Annotated in this window: 25 protein-coding genes and 1 other RNA gene; 14 read left to right on the top strand and 12 right to left on the bottom strand. The window is 68.7% G+C overall.

Annotation, left to right across the window (positions count from 1 at the left end):
• Positions 1-135: 135 nt before the first annotated feature.
• Positions 136-600 carry a pyridoxamine 5'-phosphate oxidase family protein gene (locus NDI86_RS12310; RefSeq protein ID WP_310900736.1) on the top strand — a complete coding sequence of 155 codons (465 nt, stop codon included), beginning with the start codon at positions 136-138 and terminating at the stop codon, positions 598-600.
• Here the strand turns inward: NDI86_RS12310 and purL are convergent, their stop codons facing one another.
• Positions 601-2,763: a phosphoribosylformylglycinamidine synthase subunit PurL gene (gene purL / locus NDI86_RS12305; RefSeq protein WP_310900735.1), complete on the bottom strand. Its 2,163-nt coding sequence runs from the start codon at positions 2,761-2,763 to the stop codon at positions 601-603.
• 61 nt (positions 2,764-2,824) lie between these two features.
• Positions 2,825-3,421, bottom strand: a complete 597-nt coding sequence (locus NDI86_RS12300) for a TetR/AcrR family transcriptional regulator (protein WP_310900734.1) — start codon at positions 3,419-3,421, stop codon at positions 2,825-2,827.
• Positions 3,422-3,507: 86 nt separating this feature from the next.
• Here NDI86_RS12300 and NDI86_RS12295 point away from each other — a divergent pair, with 86 nt between their 5' ends.
• Both NDI86_RS12295 and NDI86_RS12290 read left to right on the top strand, forming a co-directional pair.
• Entirely contained in the window at positions 3,508-4,215 is a 708-nt protein-coding gene (locus NDI86_RS12295; protein ID WP_310900733.1) for a YqjF family protein, read from the top strand.
• Positions 4,212-4,634 (top strand): thiol-disulfide oxidoreductase DCC family protein, encoded by a 423-nt coding sequence (locus tag NDI86_RS12290; RefSeq protein WP_310900732.1) that lies wholly within the window; start codon positions 4,212-4,214, stop codon positions 4,632-4,634. Before NDI86_RS12295 ends, NDI86_RS12290 begins: the two co-directional genes overlap by 4 nt.
• On the opposite strand, the gene NDI86_RS12285 is transcribed toward NDI86_RS12290, so the two are convergent.
• The 4 genes from NDI86_RS12285 to NDI86_RS12270 all read right to left on the bottom strand — a co-directional run bounded on the left by NDI86_RS12285 (position 4,631) and on the right by NDI86_RS12270 (position 5,948).
• Positions 4,631-4,900 (bottom strand): glutamyl-tRNA reductase, encoded by a 270-nt coding sequence (locus NDI86_RS12285; RefSeq protein WP_310900731.1) that lies wholly within the window; start codon positions 4,898-4,900, stop codon positions 4,631-4,633. The two genes, NDI86_RS12290 and NDI86_RS12285, sit on opposite strands and share 4 nt — an antisense overlap.
• Before the next feature lie 6 nt (positions 4,901-4,906).
• Positions 4,907-5,200 (bottom strand): DUF7521 family protein, encoded by a 294-nt coding sequence (locus NDI86_RS12280; RefSeq protein WP_310900730.1) that lies wholly within the window; start codon positions 5,198-5,200, stop codon positions 4,907-4,909.
• 68 nt (positions 5,201-5,268) lie between these two features.
• Complete coding sequence (locus NDI86_RS12275; RefSeq protein ID WP_310900729.1) at positions 5,269-5,568, bottom strand: DUF7521 family protein; 300 nt, start codon at positions 5,566-5,568, stop codon at positions 5,269-5,271.
• Positions 5,569-5,570: 2 nt separating this feature from the next.
• A complete protein-coding gene (locus NDI86_RS12270; RefSeq protein ID WP_310900728.1) occupies positions 5,571-5,948 on the bottom strand; it encodes a helix-turn-helix domain-containing protein in 378 nt (125 codons plus the stop codon).
• 318 nt (positions 5,949-6,266) lie between these two features.
• On the opposite strand from NDI86_RS12270, the gene NDI86_RS12265 reads away from it, so the two are divergent.
• Genes NDI86_RS12265 through NDI86_RS12250 form a run of 4 tightly spaced genes read left to right on the top strand, consistent with a single transcriptional unit; the run spans position 6,267 to position 9,625 of the window.
• On the top strand, positions 6,267-6,596 hold the full coding sequence (locus NDI86_RS12265) for an Htur_1727 family rSAM-partnered candidate RiPP (RefSeq protein ID WP_310900727.1): 330 nt from the start codon (positions 6,267-6,269) through the stop codon (positions 6,594-6,596).
• Positions 6,593-7,804 carry a TIGR04347 family pseudo-SAM/SPASM protein gene (locus tag NDI86_RS12260; RefSeq protein ID WP_310900726.1) on the top strand — a complete coding sequence of 404 codons (1,212 nt, stop codon included), beginning with the start codon at positions 6,593-6,595 and terminating at the stop codon, positions 7,802-7,804. Before NDI86_RS12265 ends, NDI86_RS12260 begins: the two co-directional genes overlap by 4 nt.
• Before the next feature lie 45 nt (positions 7,805-7,849).
• Complete coding sequence (locus NDI86_RS12255; protein WP_310900725.1) at positions 7,850-8,536, top strand: PHP domain-containing protein; 687 nt, start codon at positions 7,850-7,852, stop codon at positions 8,534-8,536.
• A 3-nt stretch (positions 8,537-8,539) separates the two neighbouring features.
• The gene (locus tag NDI86_RS12250; RefSeq protein WP_310900724.1) at positions 8,540-9,625 is read left to right on the top strand and encodes an asparagine synthase C-terminal domain-containing protein; all 1,086 of its coding nucleotides are present in this window, start codon (positions 8,540-8,542) and stop codon (positions 9,623-9,625) included.
• On the opposite strand, the gene NDI86_RS12245 is transcribed toward NDI86_RS12250, so the two are convergent.
• The 3 genes from NDI86_RS12245 to NDI86_RS12235 all read right to left on the bottom strand — a co-directional run bounded on the left by NDI86_RS12245 (position 9,622) and on the right by NDI86_RS12235 (position 11,668).
• Entirely contained in the window at positions 9,622-10,026 is a 405-nt protein-coding gene (locus tag NDI86_RS12245) for a universal stress protein (protein WP_310900723.1), read from the bottom strand. The genes NDI86_RS12250 and NDI86_RS12245 overlap by 4 nt on opposite strands.
• 158 nt (positions 10,027-10,184) lie before the next feature.
• Positions 10,185-10,667, bottom strand: a complete 483-nt coding sequence (locus tag NDI86_RS12240) for an NUDIX hydrolase (RefSeq protein ID WP_310900722.1) — start codon at positions 10,665-10,667, stop codon at positions 10,185-10,187.
• A 32-nt stretch (positions 10,668-10,699) separates the two neighbouring features.
• On the bottom strand, positions 10,700-11,668 hold the full coding sequence (locus NDI86_RS12235; RefSeq protein ID WP_310900721.1) for a transcription initiation factor IIB: 969 nt from the start codon (positions 11,666-11,668) through the stop codon (positions 10,700-10,702).
• Between the two features lie 225 nt (positions 11,669-11,893).
• Here NDI86_RS12235 and gatC point away from each other — a divergent pair, with 225 nt between their 5' ends.
• Genes gatC through NDI86_RS12220 form a run of 3 tightly spaced genes read left to right on the top strand, consistent with a single transcriptional unit; the run spans position 11,894 to position 13,675 of the window.
• Positions 11,894-12,172: an Asp-tRNA(Asn)/Glu-tRNA(Gln) amidotransferase subunit GatC gene (gene gatC, locus NDI86_RS12230; RefSeq protein ID WP_310900720.1), complete on the top strand. Its 279-nt coding sequence runs from the start codon at positions 11,894-11,896 to the stop codon at positions 12,170-12,172.
• Entirely contained in the window at positions 12,173-13,453 is a 1,281-nt protein-coding gene (gene gatA / locus NDI86_RS12225; protein WP_310900719.1) for an Asp-tRNA(Asn)/Glu-tRNA(Gln) amidotransferase subunit GatA, read from the top strand. It begins immediately after the preceding gene.
• 54 nt (positions 13,454-13,507) lie between these two features.
• The gene (locus NDI86_RS12220; RefSeq protein WP_310900718.1) at positions 13,508-13,675 is read left to right on the top strand and encodes a hypothetical protein; all 168 of its coding nucleotides are present in this window, start codon (positions 13,508-13,510) and stop codon (positions 13,673-13,675) included.
• Between the two features lie 158 nt (positions 13,676-13,833).
• Here NDI86_RS12220 and NDI86_RS12215 read toward each other — a convergent pair whose 3' ends face one another.
• Positions 13,834-14,940 carry a glycosyltransferase gene (locus tag NDI86_RS12215; RefSeq protein ID WP_310900717.1) on the bottom strand — a complete coding sequence of 369 codons (1,107 nt, stop codon included), beginning with the start codon at positions 14,938-14,940 and terminating at the stop codon, positions 13,834-13,836.
• 94 nt (positions 14,941-15,034) lie between these two features.
• Here NDI86_RS12215 and NDI86_RS12210 point away from each other — a divergent pair, with 94 nt between their 5' ends.
• Complete coding sequence (locus tag NDI86_RS12210) at positions 15,035-16,366, top strand: MFS transporter (protein WP_310900716.1); 1,332 nt, start codon at positions 15,035-15,037, stop codon at positions 16,364-16,366.
• Between the two features lies 1 nt (position 16,367).
• Here NDI86_RS12210 and NDI86_RS12205 read toward each other — a convergent pair whose 3' ends face one another.
• Positions 16,368-17,417 carry a glycosyltransferase family 4 protein gene (locus NDI86_RS12205; protein ID WP_310900715.1) on the bottom strand — a complete coding sequence of 350 codons (1,050 nt, stop codon included), beginning with the start codon at positions 17,415-17,417 and terminating at the stop codon, positions 16,368-16,370.
• Positions 17,418-17,513: 96 nt separating this feature from the next.
• Here NDI86_RS12205 and NDI86_RS12200 point away from each other — a divergent pair, with 96 nt between their 5' ends.
• Genes NDI86_RS12200 through NDI86_RS12190 form a run of 3 tightly spaced genes read left to right on the top strand, consistent with a single transcriptional unit; the run spans position 17,514 to position 18,973 of the window.
• Positions 17,514-17,801, top strand: coding sequence for a ribonuclease P protein component 4 (locus NDI86_RS12200; RefSeq protein ID WP_310900714.1), 288 nt, complete (start codon positions 17,514-17,516; stop codon positions 17,799-17,801).
• A gap of 45 nt (positions 17,802-17,846) precedes the next feature.
• Entirely contained in the window at positions 17,847-18,095 is a 249-nt protein-coding gene (locus NDI86_RS12195) for a YhbY family RNA-binding protein (RefSeq protein ID WP_310900713.1), read from the top strand.
• Positions 18,095-18,973 carry a mechanosensitive ion channel family protein gene (locus NDI86_RS12190; protein ID WP_310900712.1) on the top strand — a complete coding sequence of 293 codons (879 nt, stop codon included), beginning with the start codon at positions 18,095-18,097 and terminating at the stop codon, positions 18,971-18,973. The genes NDI86_RS12195 and NDI86_RS12190 overlap by 1 nt, the downstream gene beginning before the upstream one ends.
• A gap of 390 nt (positions 18,974-19,363) precedes the next feature.
• Here NDI86_RS12190 and ffs read toward each other — a convergent pair.
• Positions 19,364-19,674: signal recognition particle sRNA (gene ffs, locus NDI86_RS12185), an RNA gene on the bottom strand.
• Positions 19,675-19,697 lie beyond the last annotated feature (23 nt).

Below are 19,697 nucleotides of genomic sequence, written 5' to 3'. Positions count from 1 at the left end.
CGACGCCCACCCGGCCTGTCAAGCGGTGTTTCCGACTACGTGCCCAATCGGCCGGCGCGTGACACCGTTCGGACGATTCCCAGCGACTGGGAGCCGGCGTGTGATTTGAACCCGTGGGACACGAACTGGACAGCTATGACCGAAGACCCCTACGCCCAGTGGACGGGCGAACCGATGGCCGAGGCCGACGTCGAAGCCCTGCTCGGCGTCGCCGACCACGGCGTGCTCGGACTGGCGGACGGCGACGAACCCTACACGATTCCGGTGTCCTTTGGCTACGACGACGGCGACGTCTTCTTCGCGTTCGTCCGGGCGGGACCGGACAGCGAGAAAGGCGAGTTCATCGCGGACGGGAAGACCGCGCGGCTCCTCGTGACGGATATCAGGGCCCGTTTCGACTGGCAGTCCGTGGCGGTCACCGGTCCGGTCGAGTCCGTGAACCTGACCGACGCGAACTGGTCGCGGCTCGTGGACGCGCTGACGGAGAACCCCTGGTTCTCGACGGCGTTCGATGACGACGAGCGCGTCGAGGGCGTCCAGGGCTGGCGACTGGTCCCCGAGACGGTGACTGGCCTCGAAGTCCGGCCGGAGACGGCCTGATCAGGCCAGTTCGTCCTCGATGGTGTCGCGCAGTTCGGCGATGTCGGCGGCGTCGTAGTGGAGACGGTCGCCGTCGACCGTGATTTCGAGGTGGTTCGAGCCGTCTGCCTCGCCCAGTTCCGTCACCGGCGCGACGCCGTCGAAGGCCTCCCGCACCGCGGCGGGGTCGGTCGTCTCGAAGACGACGCGGCCGGGCTGTTCGTGGAACAGCAGGCGCTTGCGAGTCCCGCGGTCGACCGTGTCGATGTCGACGCTGGCGCCGGCGTCGTCGTGGACCATCTCGGCGAGCGCCACCGCCAGCCCCCCGTGGCTCACGTCGTGGGAAGCCAGCACGTGGTCCTCGTCTGCCACCTCGGCGATAGTGCGGACGAGGGTGTTCGGGTCCGCGGGGAGTTCCGGGAAGGCGTCGGTGCCGCCAAACAGCGCGGTGTACTCCGAACCGCCCAGTCGCGGGTCGGTCCCACCGTCCAGCGCCGTATCGCCGACGACGAGCAGCGTTCCCTCCCCGGCGAGTTCCATCGGCGGGGCGTCGTACCCCTCCTTGACGCCGACCAGAGCGAGCGTCGGCGTCGGCGGGATGGGGCCCGTGTTCGAGTCGTTGTACAGCGAGACGTTGCCGCCGACGACGGGCACGTCGAGTTCACTGCACATGTCCGCGAGGCCGTCGACGATGCCTTCGAAGCCGCCGTAGACGTCGGGCTTCTCGGGGTTGCCCCCGTTCAGGCAGTCGACCGCGGCGTGGGGTAGGGCCCCCTTCGCGGCGACGTTCGTGGCGTTCTCCAGGGCGACGGCGCGGGCGCCGTCGTAGGGCGCGGCGTCGGTCCAGTTGGGGTCCGCGCCGGCCGAGAAGGCCAGCCCGGTGCCGGACTCCCGAACGGCGAGCACGGCGGCGTCGTCGCCGGGCAGCACGCTCGTCCGGACCTGCACCTCGTGGTCGTACTGCCGATACACCCACCGCTTCGAGGCGGTGTTCGGGCTGGCGACGATACGGTCGAACGCCGCCCCGAGGTCCATCGTCGGCAGGTCCCGCTCCTGCATCGGCGGTGCCTCGCTGGGCAGGTCGTTCATCGGGGCGCCCTCGCCGAGGAAGTGCGCGTCGACGTCGACGACCGTCTCGCCGTCGAAGGTACAGACGTAGTTCGTGCCCGCCTCGGTTAGTTCGCCGATGACCGAACAGCCCAGTTCGTACCGCTCGGCCAGTTCGGCGACGCGGTCGACGTTCTCGGGCGCGACTTCGTACACCATACGCTCCTGGGATTCAGCCAGCAGATACTCCATGGCGTTCATGTTGGGCTCGCGCTCGTGGACCCGATCCAGTTCGATTCGCGCGCCCAGGCCGCCCTTCGCGACCAGCTCCGAGGACGCGCCGCCGAGCCCGGCGGCGCCCAGGTCACGGGCGGACTCGACGAGGGCCTCGTCCAGCAGCGCCTCGTTGCACTCGATGAGCAGTTTCTCGGCGTAGGGGTCGCCGACCTGGACCGCCGGGCGGTCCTCGGTCTCGGCGTCCTCGGCGAGGTCCTCGCTTGCGAAGGAGGCGCCACCGAGGCCGTCCCGGCCCGTCGCGTTCCCGACGAGGACGAGCTTGTTGCCCGGCTCCTGGGCTTCCGCGGTAATCGTGCGTTCGGGCTCCAGCAGGCCGATACAGGAGACGTTGACCAGCGGGTTACCCTCGTAGTCCTCGTGGAAGGCGACCGAGCCCGTGACGGTGGGGACACCGATGCAGTTGCCGTAGTGGGAGATACCCTCGACGACGCCCTCGAAGAGGTACTGGGAGTGTTCGCGCTCGAACTCGCCGAAGTAGAGACAGTCGGCCAGCGCGATGGGGTAGGCGCCCATCGAGAGCGTGTCACGGACGATGCCGCCGACGCCCGTCGCGGCCCCGTCGAACGGGTCGACGTAGGAGGGGTGGTTGTGGGACTCGACGCCCAGCGTGATGTACATCTCGTCGCCGTCGTAGGTCGGCAGGGAGACGACGGCGGCGTCGTCGCCGGGACCGATGACGACCTGGTCGCCCTCGCTGTCGAAGGCGGTCAGGAGCGGGCGCGAGGAGCGGTAGGCGCAGTGTTCGCTCCAGAGGTTCTCGAAGAGCGCGGCCTCTGCTCGCGTCGGCTCCCGACCGATTTCCTCGACCACTAGCTCGTGGTCGCTGTCGGACAGGCTCATTAGGTGTGCCTGGCCCCCGGCCGGCTAAATCGCTTTCCATGCGTTCGCGTCGACGGCTCGCTCACCCGGACGGGTCGGCCAGCAGGCCGTCGACGTACGCCGTCCAGCCCCGCTGGAGGTCGTCGACCACGTCCATCTCCAGTGCGACGGCGATACCCGTCGACCCGTCGGCGGCCGCCAGGAGGAACGCGGCGGTGGCGCGGGGGTCGACCTCCCTGAAGACGCCCTGCTCGACGCCCTCGGCGACGATGTCCGTCAGCGCGTCGAGACACGCGGTCTCGAGGTCCAGCAGCGGTTCCCGGAGCGTCTCGTTGTACGGCGCGTGAGAGAGCAGTTCCATGATGCCGACGGCGATGCCGGCGTACTCGTGTTCGGGCGTGCGAAACAGGAACTCGCAGGCGTCCCGCAGCGCCCGCTCGGGGTCCCCGGTGTCGACACGCAGCAGGTCCTCGCTGAGGTAGCGGGCCGCGTGTTCGAGGAAGGCCGCAATCATCTCGTCTTTGCTGTCGAAGTAGTAGTAGAGCCCCGCCTCGCTGTTCTCGTACTCTTCGGCGATTTTCGCCGTCGTCAGCCGCTCGTAACCGTGTTCAGCGAGGGCTCGCTGGACCGCGACGGCCACGCTCTCACGGGCGTCCGCGTCCATGTCGGGACTCGCCATACAACCGAGTAGGCGCTCAGTTGTTTCAGCGTTTCGCTGTCACGCGCGCCAGCAGGTCTTTTTCGCCTCGGGCCCGTACGAAACGTATGGCCCTCGCGCTGGAGATGGGGTGGCGCCACCTCCTCTTCGAGAACTGGCCCGTCGACCCCGCCCTGATGGACTCGCATCTCCCCGAGACGCTCAGCCCGGACACGCACGACGGGTCGGCGTGGCTCTCCGTCGTTCCGTTCACGAACGTCGCGGTCCGACCGAAGGGGTTCCCGCGGTGGGCCGGCGTCCGGCTGCCGGAACTGAACGTCCGCACCTACGTCGAACGCGACGGTGAGCCCAGCGTCTACTTCTTCAGCCTCGACGCACAGGGGATAAGCAGCGTCGTCGGCGCGCGGCTCTTCCATCACCTGCCGTACTACTACGCGCGCATCTCGCTGGACTGGGCCGACGGCCGGGTGCAGTTCAGCAGCCGGCGGAAACACCCCGGCGCGCGGCCCGCCCGCTACGAGGCGACCTACTGGCCGACCGGCGAACCGTTCAGCGCCCCCGACGACCCGCTCGGCGAGTTCCTCGTCGAGCGGTACCGGTTCTACACGGAGGCGCCCGACGGGACGCTCCGATACACCGACGTCGACCACGACCCGTGGACGCTGTATCCGGCCGCCGCCGAAATCGAACGGGACACGCTCTGTTCGGCCGACGGGTTCGACCGACCCGACACCGAACCGGTGTGCTACTACAGTCCGGGGCTGGACGTCGTCGCGGCGCCGAGCAGACGCGCCCCGCCGGAGGCGGAGACATGAGCGACGGCGAGGCGCCGGGGAGCGACCACCCCGTTCTGTTGTTCGACGGGGTCTGTAACCTCTGTAACGGCGTCGTCCAGTTCGTCATCCCGCGAGACCCCGAAGGCCGAATCCACTTTGCCCCGCTGCAGTCCGACGCCGGCAAGGCGCTGCTGTCGGGACAGGGGCTCCCGCCGGGAGCCCTCGACAGCGTCGTCCTCGTCGAGGACGGCGAGGTGTACCGGAAATCGGACGCGGTCATCCGGACCGCGGAGCTACTGGGCTGGCCCTACCGGGCCGCGGCGGTGGGTCGTGCCGTCCCCGCGTCGGTTCGGGACGCGCTGTACGACGTCGTCGCCGACAACCGCTACGACGTCTTCGGCCGGAAGGACCGGTGTATGGTGCCCGACGAGGACGTCCAGGACCGCTTTCTCGGTTAATCGAACAGCTCCAGGACGGTCCGGGCCGCCGCGGTCCCGTTCGACGGCTCCCGAAGCCGTTCCCGTGGCCCGGCGAACACGCCCTCGACGAGGCGCTCGCTCAACCGCTCGACGGCCGCCCGCTGGGCCGGCGTCAGTTCACCCCGTTCCCCCAGCCTGGACAGGGCCCGCTCCAGTTGCTCGGTCCTGACCGCCTCGGCCTCGCGGTCCAGTCGGTCTCGCGCCCTCGCCACGCTGTCTGGTTCGGTCTCCTCTTGCACTGCCATCGTCGGTCAGGTCCCGGCCAGGCGGTCCGAGTACAGGGAGTACGTCATCACCAGGAATCCGGCCGCCGTGAATACGCTCTCGACTGTCGTGCTCAACACCAGAGGGACGCCAGCCAACTGGTTCAGGCTCCCAGCCAGAACCGCGCCGGCCGTCAGGAGACCGATGCCGACCGAGAGGACCCGCATCGGTCTTGACCGAGTCCGTCTGTACGCTCTGTGCGTCAGTGTCGTCAGCACCACCCCACAGGCCAGGGTGAGTGTCTTGGTCGCGACCAAGAGGACGGTACTGAGGGTGACCATCTCGTGTGGTACTGTTACCCGCACCACTAAATACGATTAACCGCGTTGTCAGAAACTGGGAACGGCGCTCAGCGCGTGTACAGCGAGTAGAGGATGACGCCGAGCCCGGCCGCGGTCATCGCACTGGAGACGAAGACGCTGGTGTACAGGAGGTCCTCGTCGAGGTACTGCTCGACGACGATGTCGAGCGCGCCGCCGACTATCGCGCCGGCGGTGACGATGCCGAACCCGAGCGCGAGCCACCAGTGCTGGGGCGCGCCGGTCCGCCGGTAGGCCTTGTACGAGAAGTAGGCGATGAGTCCGCCCATGACGAGGATGAGCGTCTTCGAGACGACGATACCTATCTGCGAGCTTGGGATGTGTACCATAGTTACGTCTCCTTCCTGACTTCAGACCAGAGGTTCTCGAGGCGCTCGTCGGGCGACCGCGCCAGATGGTCGATTTCGACGTCGAACTGGCGGGCCTCGTCGAGCGCGATGACGACCGCTTCGAAGTCGACGGCGTAGCGGCTGGCGTGCTGGCCGTCGGCCCGGACCTCGACCCCCTCGTGCAACAGCGCGGCGTCGGTCAGCAGTTCGAGCTTTCGGTAGGTCGTCGACAGCGGGACACCGCTGGCCTCGGACACCTCGCTCGCCGTCATCGGTTCGTCGAGGGTCCCGACTATCTTCCGGCAGTCCTCGTCGTCCAGCGCATCGAGGACCGTCGTCAGTTCCGGCGTTTCCTCCTCGGCCACGGGGTCCCGCACCATCCTTGGCAGCCGTTCTTGTCCCGACGCCTTTAATCTCACCGGCTCACGCGTGTGTGAGCCGGTCCCGTTGGTCAGGCGGTCGGGGGGTCTATGGTGGCGAGAGCAGATAAAGGCCGCTGGCGTTCTCAGTTTCCGGGAACGGTTCCGTCGGTCCGGGAACGACCGGTGGGGAGTATGGGCACACACCGCGAACACTCGTCTATGACCGACCGCACAGACCCTCGCGAGCCATCGGGTCGGGCCGGGACCGTCGTCGACGGTTCCCAGTCGCTGAGAACACACTGGCAGCGTTTTTTTCAGTCGGACCCAGCCACCGATATGGACGCGTTCGAGAAGACGGTCGACGCCCCCCGCGGGGCCACTGGTCGCGAATGGGAAGTGTTCTGCCGCGAGCGCGAATCGGAGCCACTCACGCACGTCGGCAGCGTGAGCGCGCCGACGGCCGGCGTCGCACGGGAACAGGCCGCGACGCTGTTCGGTCACGCCGCCGCGACGCTGTGGCTCTGTCCGGCCGACGAGACTGTCCGGGTCCAGGAGCGGGACCTGGGGGTCGGCGCGACAGGGGGCTCCGCAGGTGACGACGAGACAGCACCGACGATGGCGGCGGGACGGATGGACACTGAGACGCTCCGGGGTGAGTCCGAATGATCTCGGTCTCCAAACTGCTGACCGGCCTCGACGCCGAAGGTGACGGACTCCGGTACGACGCCGCCGAGGGGTCGACGAAGCGCCAGATTCGGGACCGGAAACAGCGTCGGCCGGTGGTCGTCTGGAACGTCACCAAGCAGTGTAACCTCTACTGCGACCACTGCTACGCCGCCGCCGACACCGAGATCGCCGACGGGGAGCTCTCGACGGCCGAGGGGAAGGCGCTGCTCGACGACCTCGCCGACTACGGGGCCCCGGTGGTCCTCTTCTCGGGCGGTGAACCCCTCGTCCGCGAGGACCTCGAGGAACTCGTCGGCTACGCCGCCGACGCCGGTATCCGGCCCGTGCTCTCGACGAACGGGACCTTGCTCACCCCGAAGCGCGTGCAGTCGCTGCGCGACGCCGGGCTGGCCTACGCCGGCGTCTCCGTCGACGGACTCCCGGAGCGCAACGACGACTTCCGGGGCGTCGAGGGCGCCTTCGATGGCGCGCTGCGGGGCATCGAGAACTGCCTCGACGCCGGCCTGAAGACCGGCCTCCGCTACACCATCACCGAGCGCAACGCCGCCGACCTGGAAGGCGTCGTCGACGTGCTGACCGACCTGGGCGTCGACCGCTTCTGTTTCTACCACCTGGACTACGGCGGTCGCGGGACGGAAATCGTCGACGCGGATCTCTCGCCCGCCGCCCGCCGCGAGGCCGTCACGCGCGTCTGTGACATGACCCGCGAGTACCACGCTCAGGGCGAAGAGATAGAGACGCTGCTGGTCGGAAACTACGCCGACGCGGCCTACCTGGTCGAGTACGCTCGCGAACACATGGGCGAGGCCCAGGCCCGACGTGTCTACGAGTATCTGCGGGTCAACGGCGGCGACCCGACGGGCGAGCGCGTCGCGGACATCGACTACCAGGGCAACGTCCACCTGACGCAGTTCTGGCAGGGCTACTCGCTTGGGAACGTGCGTGACCGGTCCTTTGGCGCCATCTGGGAAGACGAGTCGAACCCGCTGTTGCGGGCGCTCCGGAACCGAGAGGCCCACCTCTCGGGGCGGTGTGCGGACTGCCGGTACGCCGAGGTGTGTCGCGGCGCGTCCCGACTCCGTGCGCTGACCGTCTCCGACGACCCCTTCGCGCCCGACCCGCAGTGCTATCTGACCGACGGCGAAATCAGCGGGACGGCCCGCTTTACCGGGGCCACGTCGGACTGAACGCGGACCGGGGGGCTTTTGACGCATCCAACGCTATCGACTGGCGTGCTGTCGGTCGAGCTTCACACACACTCGTCGCTGTCCCACGACGGCCGGGACCCGGTCGAGCTGCTCCTCGAACAGGCCCGCGCCGTGGGACTTGACGCCCTGGCCGTCACGGACCACGACGAGCTCGAAGCCAGCCTGCGGGCCGCCGAGCTGGCCCCAGACTACGGGCTGGTAGGTATCCCCGGCATGGAGATTTCCTCCGACGCCGGGCACGTCCTCGCGCTGGGCATCGCCGAGGCGATTCCGCCGGGCCTGTCGTTCGCCGAGACGCTCGACCGCATCCGCGACCAGGGCGGGCTGGCCGTGGTTCCCCACCCGTTCCAGGAGTCGCGCCACGGCGTCCTCGACAAGATATCGAAGGCGGAACTCGCCACCGCCGACGCCATCGAGGTGTACAACTCTCGGCTGCTCACGGGCCGGTCGAACCGCCAGGCCGAGCGGTTCGCCAGACGGCGCGGGCTCCCGATGACCGCCGGCAGCGACGCCCACATCGCCGAGATGGTCGGGCAGGCGGTGACGACGGTCGACGCCGAGGCGGCGTCGGTAGACGCTATCTTGGACGCCGTCCGCGAGGGGCGGACGACCGTCGAGGGCGAGCGAACGCCGTGGCGAATCAGCTTCCGGCAGGCAGCCGGCGGCGCCAAACGCCGGATTACGAGCCGTCTCAACGGCCTGCTGGAGTGAGCGATGCGGGGCACGACCGACGACGTCGTCCGCGCCGCGCTGGCGAGTGGCGACCCGCTCCCCGGGACGGCCGGCTTCGCCGGCGAACTCGACGGGACGCTCGGCAGAGACGTTCTGGGGCGGGAGCCGCTGTTCGTCGAGGCGGGTGCGACCGGGAGAGCAGTGCCGCCGTGGAGCCACGACCGCACCGACCTCGCCGAACCGGCGCTGTTTCCCGCCGGGACCGTCCGGGATAGCGACGGCGAACGGACGGTCTGGACACTGCCGGACCCGGAGCCCTTCGAGGACCGGGCGACCGCCGTCGAGCGCGTCCGGGACGCCGTCGAGACGAGTATCGACGCCGTCGAGACGGAGGGGCTGGCGGTCGCCTTCTCCGGCGGGGTCGACTCCGCGCTGCTGGCCGCCCGACTCGACGCGCCGCTGTACGTCGCCGGCTTCCCGGGGAGCCACGACGTCGAGGCCGCTCGCTCGGCGGCCGACCTGCTCGACCGCGAACTCCGAGTGGTCGAGCTGACCCACGACGCCATCGAGCGAGCGGTCCCCGAAATCGCCGCTGCGACGGGGCGGACCGACGCGATGTCGGTCCAGATAGCCCTGCCGCTCTATCTCACCGCCGAACGGGTCGCCGCCGACGGGTTCGACCGACTGACGCTCGGACAGGGCGCCGACGAGCTGTTCGGGGGGTACGCCAAGGTCGAGAAGGCACCCGAGGACCCCCGCGTCGAGGCCGACACCGTCCGTGGCGCCCAGCGGGAGGTAATCGCGACGCTACCGGACCAGCTTCCGCGGGACGTGCTGGCCCTGCGCGGGACCGGAGTCGAACCGGTCACGCCGCTGCTCCACGACCGGGTGGTGTCCGTGGCCTTGCGGCTGAGCGACGGGATGCTCGTCGACGGGGAGACGCGCAAGTGGGCGCTCCGACGGGCCGCGCTCGACTCTCTGCCGGAGACCATCGCGATGCGGGACAAGAAGGCGGCCCAGTACGGCTCGCTGGCCGCGCGGGAACTCGACCGGCTGGCCCGGCAGGCCGGCTACAAGCGCCGGATGGACGACCACGTCGGCCAGTACGTCGAGTCGCTGCTGGACTAGCTGCTCGCACTGCCCGTCACGGTGACGGGGCGGTCGGCGTCGAGGATGACGCCCTGGCTGACGCTCCCGAAGATGAGCGACCCCATCGGCGAGCGCTTCCGACCGCCGAGGATTATCATGTCCACGTCGTGTTCCCGTGCGGTACTCACTATCCGTTGTATCGGGTCGCCGTGGGTGGATTCCGTCGTGACTTTCAGCCCGGCCGCCCGGAGCCTCTCGACGAGTTCCTTCCCCGAGGGCGTCTGCTCGACTGCCGTCCGTTCGGCGACGCCCTCGTCGCCGAAGACGTGGAGCACACGCGCTTCGACGTCCTCGGTCGCGTGGGGGAGGTTCGCCACCGCGGCCGCCTGCGCGGCTGCCCGGTCCTCGCTCGTATCCACCGGTAACAGGACGCTGTACATGTCACAACGGAGGCCAGTCAGACGATTAGTTACCGTCTACCTATCGTCTCGACGGTGAGCTTACCGATTCCCACCACGTCGGCAGGAATCAGCCGGTTGTGTGCGCCACGTTTCTCAGCTGTGAGCCAGGTCCCGTCCTCGGCGGGACGGCCGCGAACCTACGCCCGCCTGTCGGTAACCGCCTCGATGGCCCGTCGGCCGATTTCCACCACGTCGGCCGGAATCTCGTCGCTGCGAGCGTCCAGGTCCGCGGCCGTGAACCACGTCCAGTCGTCGGCCGGTTGTTCGCCGGGCCCCGGCTGGATGTCGCTGCTCGGGGCGGCGCCGTAGAAGATGAAGTCGATGTGCTGGTGGCCCACCTCGCCGTTCTCGTGGACGTTGATGTCCTCGACCAGGAAATGCTGTGGCTGGGGAATCGACCGGACCGTCTCGCTCGTGATGGCCTCCCGTGGCGCGACGAGGTCGACGTCGAAGCCGAGTTCCTCCTCGGTCTCCCGCAGGGCGGCCTCGTGGGGGAGTTCGTCACGGTCGAGGTGGCCGCCGGCGGGCAGCCACATCTCCAGCTTGTCGTGTTCGTGCAGCGCGACGGCGCCGTCGTGGACGGCATAGACCGTCGCGACGAAGTGCCGGGTCGTCTCCATGGGCGCGGCGACGTGGCGCAGGAAAAACTACGTTACGGGTGGACGCTGTCCTCGGCTTCGAGCAGTTCGTGGTAGCGGTTGCGAATCGTCACCTCGGAGATGCTGGCGACCTCGCTGACCTCGCTCTGGGTGACCTTCTCGTTGGTCAGCAAGGAGGCGGCGTAGACGGCGGCCGCGGCCAGCCCGACCGGCGACTTGCCGGAGTGGACGCCCTCCTCCTTGGCGTTCTGGAGGAGCTGTCGGGCGCGGCGTTCGACCTCCTCGGAGAGGTCGAGGTCGCTGGCGAAGCGTGGGACGTAGCTCTCGGGGTCGGCGGGCTGGATTTCCAGCGACAGCTCTCGGACGACGTAGCGGTAGGTGCGGGCGATTTCGTCCTTGCCGACGCGGGAGACGTTGGCGATTTCGTCCAGCGAGCGGGGCGTGCCGGCCTGGCGGGCGGCGGCGTACAGCGACGCCGTCGAGACGCCCTCGATGGAGCGGCCCGGCAGCAGGTCCTCGTCGAGCGCGCGGCGGTAGATGACGCTCGCGGTCTCGCGGACGTTCTCGGGCAGCCCCAGCGCGGAAGCCATGCGGTCTATCTCGCCCAGCGCCTGCTTGAGGTTGCGCTCTTTCGAATCGCGCGTTCGGAACCGCTCGTTCCACGTGCGCAGGCGCTGCATCTTCTCGCGCTGGCGCGAGGACAGGGAGTTGCCGTAGGCGTCCTTGTCCTGCCAGCCGATGTTGGTCGAGAGCCCCTTGTCGTGCATCATGTTCGTCGTCGGCGCGCCGACGCGGGACTTCTGGTCTTTCTCTTTGGAGTCGAAGGCGCGCCACTCCGGGCCGGGGTCTATCTCGTCTTCCTCGACGACCAGACCGCAGTCTTCACAGACAGTCTCGCCGCGTTCACTGTCGGAGAGCAACGAGCCACCACACTCGGGACAGACCAGTGACTCGGCCTCCTCGGTCTGGTCCTCTTCGGTTTCGCGCTCACTCGTGTATCGACGGATGGTGGTATCGGTCATTGGTTTGGCGAACAGGCGGGTCTGGGGACCCGAGAAACGTCTCTTGTACCCTTCTGTTGTAGCGCGAGCGACTTAAAACTTTTCCCAAATCACAAAGCTCTGGTTCCCATATCGAAAAAGAGTGTTCAGGTTAGCGACCAAAATGCTCTCCCTTGCGGAACCATCCCCAACACTTGGGCTCGCGGTTCCGAAACGCTTACCGCCGGGCCAGTGTTCGGAATTCCCATGAGCGACAACGCTGTCGACGGGGACGAGGTCGCCCACGTCGCCGACCTCGCCCGCATCGACCTAGACGAAGCGGAGGTCGAGCGGTTCACCGAGCAGTTCGGCGAGATTCTAACCGCGTTCGAGGCTCTCGACGAGGTCCCCGAGACCGAGCGCGATGCCGAGTTGACGAACGTGATGCGCCCCGACGAGGTCCGGGAGTGTCTGAGCCAGGAGGAAGCGTTGCAGAACGCCCCCGAGTCCGAGGCCGGGCAGTTCAAGGGTCCGAAGGTGTCGTAGATGGGCGACTACAACGCGTACATCGCCACGGACACCATCGAGGGGGCCGAGGACGGCCCGCTCTCCGGTCGGACCGTGGCGGTCAAAGACAACATCTCCACGAAAGACGTCCAGACGACCTGCGGGTCGGCGATGCTCGAGGGGTACGTCCCGCCCTACGACGCGACGGTCGTCGAACGCCTCAAACAGGCGGGCGCGACCATTCCCGGGAAGACCAACATGGACGAGTTCGGGATGGGGACCACGACGGAGACCTCCGCGTACGGCGCCGTCGAGAATCCCGTCGCCGAGGGCCACGTCCCCGGCGGCTCCTCGGGCGGCTCAGCCGCAGTCGTCGCTGCGGGCGACGCCGACATGGCGCTGGGCAGCGACACCGGCGGCTCCATCCGCTGTCCCGCCGCGTTCTGTGGCGTCGTCGGCATCAAGCCCACCTACGGGCTGGTCTCCCGATACGGCCTCGTGGCCTACGCCAACAGCTTAGAACAGATAGGACCCATCGCCCCCTCCGTCGAGGACGCCGCGGAGCTGCTGGAGGTCATCGCTGGCCCGGACGAGCGCGACGGCACCACGCGAGACGCGACCGACCACGGCACCGACTACGACTTCGCCGCAGCCGCCGACGGCGACGTAGAGGGCCTCTCCATCGGCGTCCCGACGGAACTCCTCGACGGCGCCGACGAAGCGGTCGTCGAGACGTTCTGGGACGCCATCGACGACCTCGAAGCACAGGGCGCGAGCTACCACGAGGTCACCCTGCCGAGCGTCGAACACGCCGTCGAGGCCTACTACGTCATCGCCATGTCCGAGGCGTCCTCGAACCTGGCCCGCTTCGACGGGGTCCGCTACGGCAAATCCGGCGGCGAGGGCAACTGGAACGAGAGTTTCGCCCGCTCGCGGGAGGAAGGGTTCGGCGAGGAGGTCAAACGCCGCGTCCTGCTGGGGACGTACGCCCTCTCTGCGGGCTACCACGACAAGTACTACAAGAAGGCCCAGGACGCCCGCGCGTGGGTGAAACAGGACTTCGACGAGGCACTGGCCGACGCGGACGTGCTGGCCTCGCCGACGATGCCGGTCCCGCCGATGGAACGCGGCGAGAGCCTGGACGACCCCCTGACGATGTATCTCGCCGACGCCAACACGACGCCGGTGAACCTGGCGAACCTGCCGGCGATTTCGGTGCCGGCGGGCGAGACGGACGACGGGCTCCCGGTGGGACTGCAACTGGTCGGGCCGGCCTTCGGTGAGAAGACGATTATCCGGGCCGGCAGCGCGCTGGCGTAGCGACGCGGTGGTCGAACTGATACGTTTTTACCGGCCGACTCTCTCTGTCGGGGTATGACCGCCCTCGAGTTCGTTCGCTGGCCGCTGGTGGCGAAAGCCGTCGCCGCAGGCACCGGGCTGGGAAGCATCTACGGCGTCGCGACCGGGGAGTTCGTCTTCGGACTCATCGCGGGGGCCATGATGGGCCTTGGCTTCGCCGTCGGTCGGTCCTACACGACGTAGCCGCCACTCCGCTTTTCCCGGGGACGGCCCCGAGAGCGGCTTTCCGAGCGACTGACGACGGCTGGCAGCGCTACGGACCCGCGACGTGATTGTCTCCAGCGAGCGCGACCATCTGTCGGGCCCGTGGTCCGCGGCGGGCGGGCGAACCTCTCTGAGCGCTACTCCAGGACCGCGTCGTACACCTCGGCGAGGCGGTCGACCGCGTGGTCGACGCTGGCCGACTCGCGGCGTGCCAGACAGTGTTCGCGGAGCTCTGCACGGTCGTTCAGGACCCGGTCGATAGCCCGCTGGAAGCCGTCCATGTCGCCCTCCTCGTAGCTGTAGCCCGTCTCGCCGTCGACGACGGTGTCCCGGAGCGCCCCCGCGTCGACGCCGGCGACCGGGGTGCCACAGCAGTTGGCCTCCAGCGCGACCAGCCCCTGGGTCTCGACCGGGCTGGGGAAGGCGAAGGCGTCGAGCGCGGCGTAGAACGCCGGCAGTTCCTCGCGGTCGAGAAAGCCCAGGAAGCGGACGTCGAGGTCGCTGGTCGCGGCCGCCGCTTCGAGGTCCTTCCGGGCCGGGCCGTCGCCGCCAAAGACCACGGTCACGTCCAGACCGGAGCAGGCGGTGAGGATGTCCCCGAGACACTTCTCGTGGCCGTGCCGGCCGGTGTACCCCACCAGCGGCCCGTCGGGCAGGCCGTAGCGCTCGCGGAAGTCGCTGGTCTCGGGCGGCGCGAAGAAATCCGTGTCGACGCCGTTGGAGACGACCTCGACGGGGGTGTCGGCACCCACGGTCCGCCGGACGTAGTCGGCGGTGCGCTCGGTCGGCGTGATGATGCGGTCGGCGCCGTCGAGATACCACCGCTCGTACTGCTCGGCGCTGGACTGGACGGCCGACTCGACCAGTCCGGTCTTCGAGACGTACTCGGCGTACTCGCCGGTCGGCGTGTGGTAGGAGGCGACGAGCGGCGCGTCTATCTTCCGGGCAAGGCGCTTGCCGGCCATCCCCAGGGAGAAGGCGGTGTGGGCGTGGACGACGTCGGCGTCCCGGACCTCGCTCGGAATCTGTGGCATGCCGAGCCGAAATCCCTCGTAGAGCGGGAACGGGAGGCTCCGAACGGGGTGTTCGCCCGCGACGGGGACGTGGTCGCTCTGTGGGTAGACCACGTCCATCCGGCCGCCGCGGGCCTGCCAGTGGTCGCGCCACGTCTGGACCGTGTAGGTCACGCCGTTGACCGTCGGCAGGTACGTGTCGGTGAAGGCGGCGACCTGCGGCAGTGCCATGGCGACGGCGTAGACAGACCAGCGGCTAAACCCTTGCCATTGGTCCGTCACCGCGGGCGGTGAACTTTTCACCGGCAGGAGTGAGCATCATGCAATGGCGCCGGACCGCTGGCTGTCGTCGTGGGCACTTGCCTCGGTCGCACTCGGTGCGACATCGCTACTGATTCCGCTCTATTTCGTCACCATCGGGGGGAGCACGCTGTTGCTCGGGGTGCTCGCCGGGACCGCCGCCGCGGCGGGCGCGCCCGGTGCGTTGCTCTTTGGTCGACTCGCCGACGGCGGCGGGAACCGACGGGCACTCGTCCTCGTCGCGCTCGGTCTGGCCGCCGCCGCGATCGCCGTCGTCTCGGCGACCGACGCCATCTGGCTCGTCATCGCCGGCAACGCAGTGCTGTGGTTCGCCGCTGGCGCGGTCGCCCCAGTCCTGACGCTGCTGGTCACCGTCGGGTCGCCCGAACGGGACTGGCCGGGCCGATTCGCCGCCCTCAACCGGTATCAGGGCTGGGGCTGGGCTGGCGGCCTCGTCCTCGGGCTGGCGTGGACGACGGCGCTCTCGGGACCGCTGGGGGTCGTCTACGCCCAGCGGACGCTGCTGTGGGTCTGTGCGGGCGTCACCGCCGCGGCGGCGCTGCTCGCCGCCCGGTGGCTCCCCCGCGAGCCGAGTGGCGACGAGACGGCGCCCCGGCCCAGCCACGTCGCCCGCGCGCTCGCCCGGTCGCGTCGGCTGCCGGTGCGCAGCGCGACCTTCCCCGTCGGGCCGGCCCGGCTCTACTGGCTCACCCGGTCGCTCCACCCCCGACAGCTCGCGGCCCGACTCACGCCCTCGCTGTCGCTGTACTTCGTCGCCGTCGTCGCCGTGTTCACCGGCTTCGGCGTGTTCTGGGGGCCGCTGCCGTCGTATCTCGCCGGGACGCTCGACTACGGCTCCGGCGTCGTCTTCACGCTGTATCTGCTCTCCAGCCTGGGCTCGGCGCTGTGTTTCGGCCTCGCCGGCCGACTCGCCGAGCGGTACGACACCATCGGACTCCAGGCCGGGGGCCTGCTGGCCCGCGCCGTGCTTCACCCGGCGGTCGCCGTCGTCGGGCTCGCGGTCCCCGCCGGTTCTCTCGGGCTACTCACCAACGGCGTCGTCTTCGGCGGTATCGGCGTCGCGTGGGCCGTCGTCGCCATCACCGCCGCGGCCATCGTCACCCGGCTCGCGCCGCCCGCGATACGTGGCGAGGCGCTCGGTCTCTACACCGCCATCTCCGGGCTCGCGACCGGCGTCGGCTCGGTCGCCGGCGGCTGGCTCGGCGGCTACGGCTTCACGCTCGCCTTCGGCGTCGCCGGCGGGTTCGTCCTCGTCGGCACCCTGCTCGTCGCGCTCATCTGGCGGCGCACGGCACGGGCAGAGCAGACGGCCGCGACGCCGACGGAGAGCCTCTGACTCAGACCAACCCGTCGTACACCTCGACCAGCCGGTCGCCGACGCGGTCGAGGCCGTGTTCGCGGGCCGTCGCTCTGGCGTTCTCGCCGAGTCGGTCGCGCAGGTCCGGGTTCGCTTCGAGCCGTTCGAGCGCCTCGCGGAACTCTCGCTCGTCGCCACAGATGAGACAGTCGTGGCCGTCCTCGTAGTACTCGCGGAAGACGGGGATGTCGGAGAGGACGACGGCCTTCCCGCAGGCCATCGCCTCTAAGACGACGATACCCTGATTCTCGACCTTCGACGGAAAGAGGAAGACGTCGCCCGCGCCGTAGGCGCCGCGGATGTCGTCGACCCAGCCGGTGAAGGTGACGTTCGCGGGCGGGTCCGAGGTCCACTTTCTGACCGCCGCCGAGCCCTGTGGCCCGTCGTCGTAGGTCCCGAACCAGGCGAAGTCGTAGTCGGTTCGCTGAGCGAGTTCACAGAACGTCGTCAGCCCCTTGCGCTCGAAGACGCTCCCGACGGCGAAGACGACCATGCCCTCGAGGTCGTAGCGCTCGCGGTACTCCTCGCGGAAGGTCTCGAACCCCTCCAGGGGTTCGGTGTCGATACCGTTGGTCACGGGCTGGATTGGGGCGTCGATGGGGTACGATTCGAGGACGCCCCTCGTGTACTCGGAGGGACAGAGCACCTGGTCGGCCTGCGAGTAGAACCACTTCAGGTACTCGCCAAGCGCCGGCGCGACGAGATTCGAGCCGCGGAAACTCCCCCTGAAGTCCTCGCGAGTGACGTGTGCGTGCAGGACCAGCGGGATATCGTTTCGCCTCGCGTGGCGAGCCACGGCGACCGACCCCGGCCCTATCATGTTGCAGTGGGCGACGTCGTACGTCTCGAAGACCGGGTCGTCGAAGGCGAGGTTCCCGCCGACGGCCCACGCCGGGTGGCCGTCCGTCCACGGCGTCCTCACCACGTCGACGCCGGCGTCGGCGAGCGCCCGCCGCTGGTGGTCGACCGAGGTGGCGATACCGGACCGGTCGAGCCGGTCTTCGAGTTCCAGGTAGTTCAGGACGCGCACGGGCGAGCCCTCTCCGGCCGCGAGCAAAACGCTACCGACTCCACTCGCCGTCGCGGTTCGGAAGGTGTTTGCCGCGCGCCGCCCGAGTCGGCGGTGATGACCGACGAGGAGACCATCGCTCGCGAGCGCATCGACCGTCTGCAGTCGATGGCCCGCGACGCCGTCCGCGAGGGCCGGGACGAGCGGGCCCGCGAGTACGTGCGCCGGGCCCGCCGCATCGCCGAGCGCCACCGCCTGCGGCTCCCGCGGGAGTTCTCCCACTCCATCTGTCGCTCCTGCGATACGTTCCTCGTCCCCGGAAAGAACGCCCGTGTCCGCACCCAGTCGGGCCACGTCGTCGTCACCTGTGACTGTGGCGAACAGGCACGCTACCCCTACGCGTAGGCCGTTGGTGGTGCATTTAAATAACTCCACAGTCAGTGTCCGACAATGCCATCGAAATCCAGAGACCAGCGCATCCACGACCTGGACGCGACACTCCGGGTCGGCAAGAAGGGCGTCGACTCCGTCGCCGACGAACTCGCCAGCCAACTCGAGGACAGCCAGTTCGTGAAGGTGAAGTTCCTGCGTGCCGCCCGCGGCGGGACGACGAGTGAGGAACTGGCCGACGAACTCGCCGACCACGTCGGGGCCGACGTCGTGCAGGTCCGGGGCCACACTGCGGTGTTCGAGCGATAATGCAGGTCCCGGCGATTCGCAGCATCCTCTCGGGGTTCCTCCCCGCCGGCGTGGCCGACACCATCGCGAGTACCATCGTGTTCGTCGCGGCGTTCGCCGTCGTCTACGTCGCCGGCCGGGCCGCGCTCATGCCGCTCGTCGACCGCTCGCTGGCCTCGCGCAACCTCGACGAACACGCGCGAAAGCCCCTGAAGAAGATAGCCAGCATCCTGTTGCTGTTCGTCGCCGTCGCCGTCGCCTTCGGGATGGCCGGCTTCCCGAACTTCCTGCAGTCGCTCGCCACCATCGGCGCCGCGGCGACGCTCGCCATCGGGTTCGCGCTGCAGGACGTGCTCAAGAACTTCGTCGCCGGCGTGTTCATCTTCACCGACAAGCCGTTCCGCATCGGCGACTGGATAGAGTGGGACGGCCACTCCGGCGTCGTCGAGGACATCAGCCTCCGGGTCACCCGCGTGCGCACCTTCGACAACGAACTGCTCACCGTCCCGAACTCCAACCTCACCGACGACGTCATCAAGAACCCCGTCGCGAAGGACCAGTTGCGGCTGAAGTACCTGTTCGGCATCGGCTACGACGACGACATCGACGAGGCGACCGACATCATCGTCGAGGAGGCCGAGGCCCACGCGGACATCCTCGAAGACCCCGCGCCGTCGGTCCGACTGACCGAACTGGGCGACTCCTCGGTCGGCCTGCAGTCCCGCATCTGGATCGACAACCCTAGCCGCTCGGACTTCGTGAAGACCCGCGCCGAGTACGTCAAGGCCGTCAAGGAGCGCTTCGACGAGGCCGGCATCGACATCCCCTACCCGAACCGCACCATCAGCGGCGGTCTGGAGATGGCCGGCCTCGACAGCGCGGTCACCGCCGACGACTAGGCAGCACTCACTTTTTCCAGCGTGAGTTCGAGATACCGTTACCGGGAGTCCGTCCAGGGTGTGGCGCTGTCGATGCGTACACCGACGGCCCCGAGACAAGGGGTAGCCGGTTCAGGTTCTCGAATCATATCACGCCAGGCTCGACGCATGATGATAGCTGGCCGGGAGCGACCGCTGTGTCGCGACCCGGGGACGGGCAGGCACTCAGCAGTATCGTCCGCCCAGTCTACAGAGAGCATCCGGCGCGCAGCGCGCCGTGTTCGACCGCGGCGCACGGACTGGAGCGTGGCGAAGGCACGCGGAAGGAGCACGCCGCGATTTTTCCCCAGGTTTTTGCACGACTGAGAGCGCCGCAGGCGCTCGAAGGAGTTGCAAAAAGTGGTATGAATGGAACGGACAGCGGGATTGCCCGGCGTTCGGACGCGGGTAATCCCGTTTGCCTCCTCCACCCCGCGACCCCACGAGCGACGGGTGTTCGATGGTCCGCTGCTCACTTCCGTGCCTGGCGGGCTGCCATCGTTTAACCACGCGGGCACATCCCTGCAGATGCGACCACGCGGACCGCCGTCCCCGCGGGACGAGGCTTCCACGTTGGCTCACGGGGTCCGCGTCCGTCGGACCGGACGCCCCCGGGTTCGGTCCCCGCTGATGACCGTAGTGCGGGTACAGAGGGGGGCCAAACCCCCCGACCTAGTCCATCTCGAACTCCGCCACCGCCGCATAA

Origin of the sequence: Haloarcula onubensis (assembly GCF_031624605.1) — an archaeon.
GTDB classification, from domain to species: domain Archaea; phylum Halobacteriota; class Halobacteria; order Halobacteriales; family Haloarculaceae; genus Haloarcula; species Haloarcula onubensis.
The sequence above is the reverse complement of the archived record's forward strand: the minus strand, read 5'-3'. Positions and strand labels throughout refer to the sequence as shown.

Coding starts and splice junctions, on each gene's coding strand:
- NDI86_RS12310 (WP_310900736.1), top strand. CDS start 136: ATGACCGAAGACCCCTACGCCCAGTGGACGGGCGAACCGATGGCCGAG.
- gatA (WP_310900719.1), top strand. CDS start 12,173: ATGGGCGACTACAACGCGTACATCGCCACGGACACCATCGAGGGGGCC.
- NDI86_RS12240 (WP_310900722.1), bottom strand. CDS start 10,667: ATGGAGACGACCCGGCACTTCGTCGCGACGGTCTATGCCGTCCACGAC.
- NDI86_RS12270 (WP_310900728.1), bottom strand. CDS start 5,948: ATGGTGCGGGACCCCGTGGCCGAGGAGGAAACGCCGGAACTGACGACG.
- NDI86_RS12195 (WP_310900713.1), top strand. CDS start 17,847: ATGCCATCGAAATCCAGAGACCAGCGCATCCACGACCTGGACGCGACA.
- NDI86_RS12190 (WP_310900712.1), top strand. CDS start 18,095: ATGCAGGTCCCGGCGATTCGCAGCATCCTCTCGGGGTTCCTCCCCGCC.
- NDI86_RS12200 (WP_310900714.1), top strand. CDS start 17,514: ATGACCGACGAGGAGACCATCGCTCGCGAGCGCATCGACCGTCTGCAG.
- NDI86_RS12215 (WP_310900717.1), bottom strand. CDS start 14,940: ATGGCACTGCCGCAGGTCGCCGCCTTCACCGACACGTACCTGCCGACG.
- NDI86_RS12295 (WP_310900733.1), top strand. CDS start 3,508: ATGGCCCTCGCGCTGGAGATGGGGTGGCGCCACCTCCTCTTCGAGAAC.
- NDI86_RS12300 (WP_310900734.1), bottom strand. CDS start 3,421: ATGGCGAGTCCCGACATGGACGCGGACGCCCGTGAGAGCGTGGCCGTC.
- NDI86_RS12235 (WP_310900721.1), bottom strand. CDS start 11,668: ATGACCGATACCACCATCCGTCGATACACGAGTGAGCGCGAAACCGAA.
- NDI86_RS12250 (WP_310900724.1), top strand. CDS start 8,540: ATGCGGGGCACGACCGACGACGTCGTCCGCGCCGCGCTGGCGAGTGGC.
- gatC (WP_310900720.1), top strand. CDS start 11,894: ATGAGCGACAACGCTGTCGACGGGGACGAGGTCGCCCACGTCGCCGAC.
- NDI86_RS12210 (WP_310900716.1), top strand. CDS start 15,035: ATGGCGCCGGACCGCTGGCTGTCGTCGTGGGCACTTGCCTCGGTCGCA.
- NDI86_RS12220 (WP_310900718.1), top strand. CDS start 13,508: ATGACCGCCCTCGAGTTCGTTCGCTGGCCGCTGGTGGCGAAAGCCGTC.
- NDI86_RS12275 (WP_310900729.1), bottom strand. CDS start 5,568: ATGGTACACATCCCAAGCTCGCAGATAGGTATCGTCGTCTCGAAGACG.
- NDI86_RS12285 (WP_310900731.1), bottom strand. CDS start 4,900: ATGGCAGTGCAAGAGGAGACCGAACCAGACAGCGTGGCGAGGGCGCGA.
- NDI86_RS12260 (WP_310900726.1), top strand. CDS start 6,593: ATGATCTCGGTCTCCAAACTGCTGACCGGCCTCGACGCCGAAGGTGAC.
- NDI86_RS12245 (WP_310900723.1), bottom strand. CDS start 10,026: ATGTACAGCGTCCTGTTACCGGTGGATACGAGCGAGGACCGGGCAGCC.
- NDI86_RS12290 (WP_310900732.1), top strand. CDS start 4,212: ATGAGCGACGGCGAGGCGCCGGGGAGCGACCACCCCGTTCTGTTGTTC.
- purL (WP_310900735.1), bottom strand. CDS start 2,763: ATGAGCCTGTCCGACAGCGACCACGAGCTAGTGGTCGAGGAAATCGGT.
- NDI86_RS12280 (WP_310900730.1), bottom strand. CDS start 5,200: ATGGTCACCCTCAGTACCGTCCTCTTGGTCGCGACCAAGACACTCACC.
- NDI86_RS12265 (WP_310900727.1), top strand. CDS start 6,267: ATGGACGCGTTCGAGAAGACGGTCGACGCCCCCCGCGGGGCCACTGGT.